Here is an 8,720-nt window from a genome sequence, read left to right as displayed (position 1 = left end):
TATTAAATCTTCTCAGCGCCATCATAATACCAAGTATTTTCAGATCATATGATGTCTTTATCTATAGTAACCTGATCTTCGCTACGGCTCAAATCCTGATTGTCGGCTGCGCCTTTCTTAAGATTAGTAGCGAAATAAGACATATCGAGCAAGAAAAGCTTGATCTCCTTCAACAAAATGAGCAGCTAATCGAGGAAGAGAAGAGTGGCAAGCAGCTCCTCTTTATTCTCAACCACGAGGTCCGAACACCCCTTGCCGCTATCAAGGGCTATGCCGAGCTGCTGCGCTGTTACCGCGAGCAGCTCACAGGGGAGCTTTGCGATCAATATTTGCAACAAATCAATCATGCCTGCGATGAGGCTACGTTCATTCTCGACTCGATCATTTTACCACAGCGCTCCGGTGACTCTGGCGGCATTGAGCGCCTTGACTTGAAAGAAGCAGTGCTCTCCGTATTGGCCTCCTTCGCTCCTCGCCTGCAATTCGAACAGCGGCAGCTTGAGCTGAAACTGAGCAAGTGTGATGTCATGGCTCGCCCCCTACAACTGCGTCAGGTCCTTCGTAACTTACTCAACAACGCTCTTTCCTATTCCAGTCCAGGCAGCCACCTCCACATTACTCTCACCGAGACCAGGCCGGGCAGCGCGCCGCCAGCTATAGATACGGAGGGGCGACGCATCTATCTTGCCATCCGTGATGAGGGCATTGGCATCGCTCCCGAAGATCAGGAACGTCTCTTTCAACCATTCCAGCGGCTAGAGATCGCCCAGCAGCTAGCGCCTCAAGGTAAGGGCCTCGGTCTCTACCTTAGCAAGCGGCTGCTCGAGGAGATGGGAGGAGAGATTTGGCTAGAAAGCGAAGGCATCGCCGGCAAAGGCACCTGCGTCTGGCTAAGCCTGCGTCAGATTTGAGCTGCATCACATCAGCGCTCGCCAATGCATTCTGTGCCAGGCACGTCTGCGAAGGTGTGAAGGGTTGGGGATGAGCCTTCCTTGCGCCAACTAGCCTCTCCCTGCCTGCCTGCTTTTGGATAAAGGAAAATAGAGTCACCCCTCTCCTGGCATGCGGCTTTCGCCCTAACCTCGTTATCTCCTCACCCCTTCCAACCCACCATCTCTCTTTACTTACTTTCCTTGCTGATGGAAGGAGAGAGCATTGCGATAGACATCGACATAGCGGACCGCCGAAGCATGCCAGGAATAGTCTGCCGCCATCCCGCGACGCTGGAGGTCACGCCAAATATCTGGGAAGCGGTAAAGCTCCAGTGCCCTCACGATGGCTGCGAACAACTCCCAGGGGTCATAGCGCATAAAGGTAAAGCCATTGCCTTCGCCACTGCGCGGATCATACTCATGCACAGTATCAGCCAGGCCACCTACGCTATGCACAATGGGTACGCTACCATAGCGCATGGCGATCATCTGGCCGAGACCACATGGCTCAAAGCGTGAGGGCATCAGGAACATATCGCTACCACTGTAGATGCGATGGGCTAACTCCGTATTAAAGGTAAAGAAGCTGGCCACCTGATCGGGATACTGCTGCTTTAGATGCTGGAACAGTTCCTGATAATGAGGATCGCCAATGCCGAGGACTACAAACTGCACCCCTTGAGCTAGGAGCGGGTGGGCAATCTGCGCGAGCAGATCGAAGCCTTTCTGATCAGTCAGGCGCGAGATCATCGCTAGCAGAGGAACATCGGGGCGAGGAGGTAAGTGGGCCTGCTCTTGGAGGGCTCGTTTATTCTCCGCCCGCCGCTCTAACGTATTCGCATCAAATGTTGCCGCAATGTATCGATCGTTAGCAGGGTTCCACTCTTCATAGTCAATACCATTTAGAATGCCGAAGAGGCGATCCTTACGCGAACGCAGCAAGTGATCAAGCTTCTCGCCAAAGGCGGGCGTCAGAATCTCTTGCGCATAGCGCTCACTGACCGTGGTAATCGCATCGGCGAAGAGGATACCCCGCCCCATAATATCGACCACGTTCGCCAGCTCGGCGATCTGCGGATAGAGGAAACCATTGGCCGCAACGCCGGCCACCTCGAGGATGCGATAGCCAAAGATGCCATGATAGGCCAGGTTATGGATCGTGTAGACAGTTGCCGCGCCTGCATAAAATGGATCATGGCGATAGATGGTATGCATCCAATTCGGCACAATACCAGTATGCCAGTCGTTGCAGTGAATAATATCGGGTGACCAGTCGAGGGCTCGCATGGCTTCAAGAGCGGCGCGACAGAACAGAATGAAGCGCTCCCCGTCATCGGTATAGCCATAGACATTTTCGCGCTCAAAAAAGCGGGGAGCATCGATCATGTAGACAGGGATATCATTGCCGATGGTACCCCGGCGCACGCTCACCGTAGCCTGGAACTTATTCATGTCCACAGTGATACGATCAAGCACCGGCGTGAGCTGAAAGCGCTCGGGATCAACCTGGCGATAACGAGGCATCGCCAGGCGCACATCATGCCCCAGGGCCTGCAAAGCTTTGGGAAGGGCGCCGACAACATCTGCCAGGCCGCCAACCTTGACAAAGGGCACGATTTCCGCAGCGAGGATTAAAATCTTTAGCGGACTCTCAGACTGCATAGCGTTTACCTGGTCTTCCCATTCTCACACTCTGTCCCCCATTATACATCATCCAGCACCCAAAAAAAGAGAGCGTCGCAGGCTCCCTACGGCATTTTCTTCCCGCCATTGGCGAGTGCCAGACAGCCTTGCGACGCCCGCCAGATCGCTGAGCCTCTCCTCCCCTCATCTCTGCTCAGAGAAGAAGCTACGACCAGCTACAAGCCGCCCTCCGCAGGCCGCTCTCTTTCTAGCTCCCGTCATACTTTGTAGCGATTGCGCACCAGGAAGTAGAACTGAAGGGCGGCGAGAAGGCCCATCAGGATAAAGACAATGATCGCGTCTGGTGCTCCCTTACCAGGGATCAGGAGGCCTGGCGTAAAGGTGATGTTAGGCTCTGTCTCACGGAAGCCGGGGATCGAGAAGAAAGCAAAAGCCGCGATATAGACAAAGAGGCAGGTTCCCACCACGAGCCACTGACCGAGACAGCCAAGATTGCGCTCGCCCACCACAGCGAACTCACGCCGCGCCACGCTTGTCCAAATCGTCACCATGACTAGCGTGCCTCCACACAGGAGCAGGGCAATCAGAGCCTCCTCGGGGTGCAGATGGGTCACCAGAGTGGCCAGCCCCAGGATGGCAGCCACCCAAAAGCTTCCGATGATGACCATATTGCGGTTCGTGCGCCAGACACGGACAGCCGCCATCAGGAGGACAAAGAAGTTCATCGTCAGGAAAGCATCAACGATGTATCCTGCCTGCTGCGAGAAGGTGCAGGAACCAGGGACGACCGACTTACGCGCACAAACCGTTAGCCAGTCGCCTAGGCCCGCCAGAGACCAGCTGTGAATCCAGGCGAGCAAAGGGTAAAGGAGAAACCAGAGTAGCAAGAAGACCAGGCCGAAAGGCAAGAGATTGACCCCAACCGCGTAGAAAGGCGCCATGACCCGCTTGCGGACCGGACGCATTAGGTAATGCAAGCGTAGGGCAAAGGCCCCCAGGGTCGCAGCCACAGCGATCGCCAGCAGTGTACCTTCAATAGCGTTCACCACAAAGAGACCGGTAATCATGCCACAGCCCTTGGCGAAATCAATCGCTGTGGGACAGGAGGGGTTGATGCGCGCCGCTAGGGCGTTGGGATCAACCAGCATTGAGAAGATCATGTAGGCGAAGAGCACCACGCTGCCCAGCACTGTGAGGCCCCGAATTGTGGGCGTGGTGCCAGGATCGCTACGGTCAGGATCGCGCTGCTCCTTGAGCGCCAGGCCGCCGTAGAACATAGCGGCAGCACCGGCAATGAGAAGCACTACAGCGATCATTACAAAATCAATAGCTCCCGGCTCCAGCCAGAGCAGATTGCCATCCAGCAGCGGGTGCCAGAAGAAGTTCGCCGTGGGGAAGTACTGGCTGTTGGTTGTTACTCCCCCAACCGTGACCGGCGTAAGCACAGCCCAGAGAAGGAGCGCTAACCCGCCAACAAAGAGGATAACGCCCAGGCCAACAAAGAGCATGGGCGGTAATACTGGCTTTGGATCAAAGAGGAGAACAATAACCTCTACGACAAAGAAGCCAAGCAGACAAACCAGGCCAAGGGCAAGGGAGCCTTGCTCCATCCCTTGGAGCGTAGAAGCCGTTAGCTCATCGAAAATATAGCCCGGAAGCTGCCCGATCAGCAAGGCTGTAATAAAGAAGAAGCCGACACCAAAGATCAGGGCACGTGCCCACGACATGCGCTCAGGCAGCTCCCGTGGTTGAACTCTCTGCATAGTTGCCAGCCCTTTCAACGACATGTACCACAAACAGTTGCGGCGACATGCTTGTTATGGGGCACGAAGCCCCGCTCTGATCAGAGCGCCTTTCGCCAGAAGCAGCAAATCTGGAGCCAGCCCTCCCTGACATATGTCTAACAGGCAGGCAGCTCATCCAGCGCCAGAGAACAGTCCTTGGGAAGAAGAGCACTCCAGGAAGGCCGATCAGCTCTCTGCCCTCTGGGAGCTACTATCGCGAGCTGCAGACCTGCTGCCGGCTGCCTGTGCGGCGAAAGACGTTCTCACTCAGGCCTATCTGCTTTGCAGCAGAGGCGTGCCTGGTGATCCAGCACCAACGTGGCTGCCAGCCGCCAGCCCACGCGCTCCCTCAGCCTCATCTCAGTCTGGTTCAACAGAGCAGCAAGTATAGACAGGCATAGCGCTAGGCCAGATAGGACCGGCAGCCAGACCAAGTAGATAGCTCGTACTCGCACCAGCGCCTTGCTCTCAGATTAGGGCACGATGAGAAGTACGGCCACCATGCTTGGATGGTACTGGCAATAGTAGTAGACCTTATGATCTTTATTCAGATTATAGGCTGCCATCGTCACCGTGTAGGTGAAGGTGCCATTAGTCATGATCGGCTTCGACAGACCAGAGTCGAAGATGTTAGAGGCAATCTTCTTATTGTTCAGATCCTCTGTCTGCAGGGCCGTGACCGTATGGGCCTGGGTATCCTTATTGACCCACGTAATTGTGGTCCCAACCTTCACCTTCACATAGACCGGATCATAGCAGGCCGGCGAACAGCTCGCCCCACTGGGCGAAGTCACCATATCGATCGTGATGTTCTTCTTCGACGTCAGATCGACCGGGTTGCCAAATTGCCCGGCACTCTCCTGGGCAACCGCCGTCTGATAAGCGGTAGGGTTGTTTTTCTGGATGAGAGATGGCACCTGGTCGAAACCATTGCCCGCCGGCAGGCCATTGGCCTTCAGATAATCCGGGTCAGACGAACGGATCAGCTCAAAGAGATACTGGATATCGATGTTGGTCAGCGGGCCACCATAATCCTCGCTCCAGGCCGGCATGATTGCCACGTTGAGCTGATTGGTATTCGTATTATAGATACCTGCGCTAATAATACGCAGGAGATCGTTATCGCTCAACTTGTTGACCTGGGGATTATTATTCAAGCTAGGGCCGACTCGCCCCTGGCCCTTAGTGCCATGACACTGGAAGCAGTACTGAGCATACAGCTCAGCGCCGCGTTCCAAGGCAGTTTGATGCTGCTGGGCCTTGGCCATCGCCTGGCCATTGCTCTCCATGATCCAGAAGACAGGAATCATGAGCGTAATCAAGGAGAGCATGATCAGCGCCCCATAGCCACTCTTCTCGACCGCATTAGTACGTGAGTAAAAGAGATAAAGCAGGCCGCCAACGGTCACCAGCAGCACGACAATGCCTATAGCTGCCTGGACAGGATTGATCATAGACTCTACCTTTCCACGAGTTTTTCCTGTACGCTTGCTTTGTCCTCCGGCCTTCGACAAGTACGGAACCGACGAGAAGACAGGCGGCTAGACTCACCGGAACAGGGCAAGCCAGCGACAAGCGGGTCTGAGCAAGCGGCATGCCGGTCAAGCTGTAGCCACTGTTCTTAGGCTGCTGCAGTCCCCCAGCCAGCCAGTCAGCCAGTTCGGTCCTTACGCGATAGCCATTTGTCCGCTCGCTCAGGAGCGGAGCCGGGCCGGAGAACAGAAAGCCAGCATCAGGCGCAGGCAATCGTCGGCTCGGGGATCAGGCGCGTGGACGCATCAGGATGCTGAACCTTATTGTTCAGCTGAGACGTGTCCACGATCACACTTTCACCCTGGAAGAGAATGCGGAAGCGATCCAGGCTGCGGGGCGCCGGGCCATCGAGGAACTCGCCATCAACATTATAGTGCGAGCCGTGGCACGGGCACTTAAAGCTTACGCAGTCATCACGGAAAGGCACCGTGCAGCCCAGATGGACACAGCGCTGATAGAGCGCTATCCAGTACGAGCCATCGCTATCCTTGACGATCCACTCCGAATCCAACTGATCGCTCAGTGCCTGGCCAGAGAGCAGCAAAGGCGTGTCCTTTGCGAGATGGATCACATAGGTTTTTGCCTCCTGGCGATAGAAGACGGCAGCCTGATCTAGCTTGGCCTCAGAGGGCTTAGCAGCAGGGAAATCGCTCTTATTGCCTACATTGAGCGCTGAGCCAAACTGACCAGCCAGATTCGGATAGAGCATATTCAACGCCCCGGCCACCGCAGTAGTTGCCGAGAGGCCCCAGACCGCCAGCGTGGCACGGCGCAGAAAGCGCCGGCGCGAAAGGCGTTGCCGGGCAAGCTCGGCAGCCTCCGCGCCGCCGCCGTGGAGCACCTCGTACTGCTGCGGCGTCAAGGGTGGCTTATCTACATCCCGCGGCGGGAAATCCATACTCATAGAGAACAGATCCTTTCCTTCCGTTTTCCCAGAGTTCCCTTACAGGTCAAAGAAAAGACCTTGCCAGGGCCAATACCACACCCAGCCAGGGCCACGGAAGAAACTCCCGGCCAGAGTCACACAGGCCCAGAAGACCACAAACATTGTGAAAGTCACAATGGCGATCTTACGGTCTGCGTAGGCACGGCTGGGATTGCGATCCACGTAGGGCAGGCAAGCCAGCCCCACTAGCACCAACCCGGGGATGAGCACACCGGCAATCGTTGGTGGGAAGTAGTGCAGCAGCTCCTGCAAGCCCAGGAAGTACCAGGGAGCCTTGGCCGGGTTCGGCGTGACATTAGGGTTAGCTGGCTCCCGCAAGGGCGCGTCGATCGCCACTGACAGCAAGGTCAGCATGACCATCACGATGGTGGAGGCAAAGAACTCTCGCACCAGCAAATGAGGCCAGACAAAGACCGAGTCTTCCAGCGGTTTCTCAACGCGCGTGATGGCTTCCTGCCTCACTACCGCCAGCGTGCGATAGCGTCGCTGGGTTGCCGCTGCTTGTGTCTGTACCTTGGACTCCTGTTCGATTGCCATTGTCGTATCCTCTCAGCTTTTAATCCCTGAGCATGGCTTTGCCTGACCCGGCCAGCCCCTTTGGGGAACCAACCAGGCCCGTAGCCAGCCAGAGGCGGCAACGGCTGCTACTCTAATCCCTGAGCGAGTTTTGCGCTTGAGTCGCGAAGGAGTGCCGCCCAGGCCACTCCCTCACCTCGCCAGCAGAGGCTAGCGTGTGGCTGTCGACGCTAGCCCGTGCTCAGCCTCCGCTAGACGAGCCTCTAGCTCACGCCGCGGCGGCGGCGGCGGCCCAGCCGCTCCACCGTCCTTACGGATGCGCCAGAAGTGCACAGCCAGCAGGATAGCTGTAGCCAGCGGCAGCAAGATTACATGCCCGACATAGAAACGGATCAACGTTGCCTGGCCGACTGCAGGGCCACCTACCAGCACCTGATAGACCGGCTGTCCCAGAATCGGCGTGTAGGGAGCCAGGTTTGTTCCTACAGTAATAGCCCACAGGGCGATCTGGTCCCACGGCAGCAAATAGCCAGTAAAACTCAGGAAGAGAGTGCAGAAGAAGAGGCCCACACCCACAACCCAGTTGAATTCACGCGGCGGTTTATAGGCCCCATGATAGAAGACGCGAATCATATGGAGCGTCACAGAGACGACCATCAAGTGAGCTGCCCAGCGATGCATGTTGCGCACCAGATGGCCGAAGGAAACCGCGCTGCTGAGCTGGTTGATGTTTTGATAGGCCGTGTGGGTCTCAGGCACATAATAGAACATGAGAAAGACCCCGGTCAGGGTCAGCACCAGGAAGAGGAAGAAGGAGATTCCTCCCATGCACCAAGTATAAGTGATCTTCATCGCCTGGCGGCTTACCTTCACCGGGTGCAGATGCAGGAAGACATTCCCCATCATCACCAGCGACTGGTTGAGTGGGGTGTCTGGGTAGCCGTGGCGGAATATCGATCGCCAGAGCTGGCTCGCCACGATCTTCTGCGTGATGATGTCGAGCAAGCTCTTCTTTTCAGGTAGTGAACTCACACACAGTTCCTCCTGTTCTCATCCCTCAGCGAGCGTGACAACCATCTGAGCTTGTGCCCAGAGGTTTCTAGCGTGCTGTCTCTCGATTCCCCTGGGACCTGATAGCATAGCAAGACGGAAGATGGGCGCTCAGCTGCGTGGCAGATTATACCACACCGGCTCTCTCCCTGAGTACCCCTTCCTAACCTGATCAGTAGTCTGCTCTCAGCTTGGCCTTTTCTTGGCCCTTCATTAGGGAAGAGGTTGCATCGGCGCCAGGCGGGTAAGGTGAAGACAAGTGACGGGCAGGCTTTTCTCTTCCCCCCTCACTCTTCCCCTCGCCTACCCCTTGCT

At 56.2% G+C, this 8,720-nt stretch carries 7 protein-coding genes; 1 reads left to right on the top strand and 6 read right to left on the bottom strand.

The window, feature by feature from the left end:
• On the top strand, positions 1 to 911 hold a 911-nt coding region (locus IRZ24_RS12865; RefSeq protein WP_297164871.1), incomplete at its 5' end, for a HAMP domain-containing sensor histidine kinase.
• A gap of 213 nt (positions 912 to 1,124) precedes the next feature.
• On the opposite strand, the gene glgA is transcribed toward IRZ24_RS12865, so the two are convergent.
• From glgA to extP, 6 genes are all read right to left on the bottom strand, one after another.
• Positions 1,125 to 2,594, bottom strand: coding sequence for a glycogen synthase GlgA (gene glgA, locus IRZ24_RS12860; protein WP_297164869.1), 1,470 nt, complete (start codon positions 2,592 to 2,594; stop codon positions 1,125 to 1,127).
• A gap of 239 nt (positions 2,595 to 2,833) precedes the next feature.
• Positions 2,834 to 4,339: a hypothetical protein gene (locus IRZ24_RS12855; protein ID WP_297164867.1), complete on the bottom strand. Its 1,506-nt coding sequence runs from the start codon at positions 4,337 to 4,339 to the stop codon at positions 2,834 to 2,836.
• Between the two features lie 494 nt (positions 4,340 to 4,833).
• Positions 4,834 to 5,814 carry a c-type cytochrome gene (locus IRZ24_RS12850; protein ID WP_297164865.1) on the bottom strand — a complete coding sequence of 327 codons (981 nt, stop codon included), beginning with the start codon at positions 5,812 to 5,814 and terminating at the stop codon, positions 4,834 to 4,836.
• Positions 5,815 to 6,092: 278 nt separating this feature from the next.
• Positions 6,093 to 6,797 carry a Rieske 2Fe-2S domain-containing protein gene (locus IRZ24_RS12845; RefSeq protein WP_297164863.1) on the bottom strand — a complete coding sequence of 235 codons (705 nt, stop codon included), beginning with the start codon at positions 6,795 to 6,797 and terminating at the stop codon, positions 6,093 to 6,095.
• 39 nt (positions 6,798 to 6,836) lie between these two features.
• Complete coding sequence (locus IRZ24_RS12840; protein ID WP_297164861.1) at positions 6,837 to 7,376, bottom strand: hypothetical protein; 540 nt, start codon at positions 7,374 to 7,376, stop codon at positions 6,837 to 6,839.
• Between the two features lie 189 nt (positions 7,377 to 7,565).
• Positions 7,566 to 8,387: a selenite/tellurite reduction operon b-type cytochrome ExtP gene (gene extP, locus IRZ24_RS12835; protein ID WP_297164859.1), complete on the bottom strand. Its 822-nt coding sequence runs from the start codon at positions 8,385 to 8,387 to the stop codon at positions 7,566 to 7,568.
• Positions 8,388 to 8,720 lie beyond the last annotated feature (333 nt).

This window comes from Thermogemmatispora sp., from assembly GCF_019683755.1.
GTDB lineage: Bacteria > Chloroflexota > Ktedonobacteria > Ktedonobacterales > Ktedonobacteraceae > Thermogemmatispora.
The sequence above is the reverse complement of the archived record's forward strand: the minus strand, read 5'-3'. Positions and strand labels throughout refer to the sequence as shown.

Excerpts from the sequence above, each read along its gene's own strand:
- glgA (WP_297164869.1), bottom strand. The coding sequence starts at position 2,594 with ATGCAGTCTGAGAGTCCGCTAAAGATTTTAATCCTCGCTGCGGAAATC.
- IRZ24_RS12855 (WP_297164867.1), bottom strand. The coding sequence starts at position 4,339 with ATGCAGAGAGTTCAACCACGGGAGCTGCCTGAGCGCATGTCGTGGGCA.
- IRZ24_RS12850 (WP_297164865.1), bottom strand. The coding sequence starts at position 5,814 with ATGATCAATCCTGTCCAGGCAGCTATAGGCATTGTCGTGCTGCTGGTG.
- IRZ24_RS12845 (WP_297164863.1), bottom strand. The coding sequence starts at position 6,797 with ATGAGTATGGATTTCCCGCCGCGGGATGTAGATAAGCCACCCTTGACG.
- IRZ24_RS12840 (WP_297164861.1), bottom strand. The coding sequence starts at position 7,376 with ATGGCAATCGAACAGGAGTCCAAGGTACAGACACAAGCAGCGGCAACC.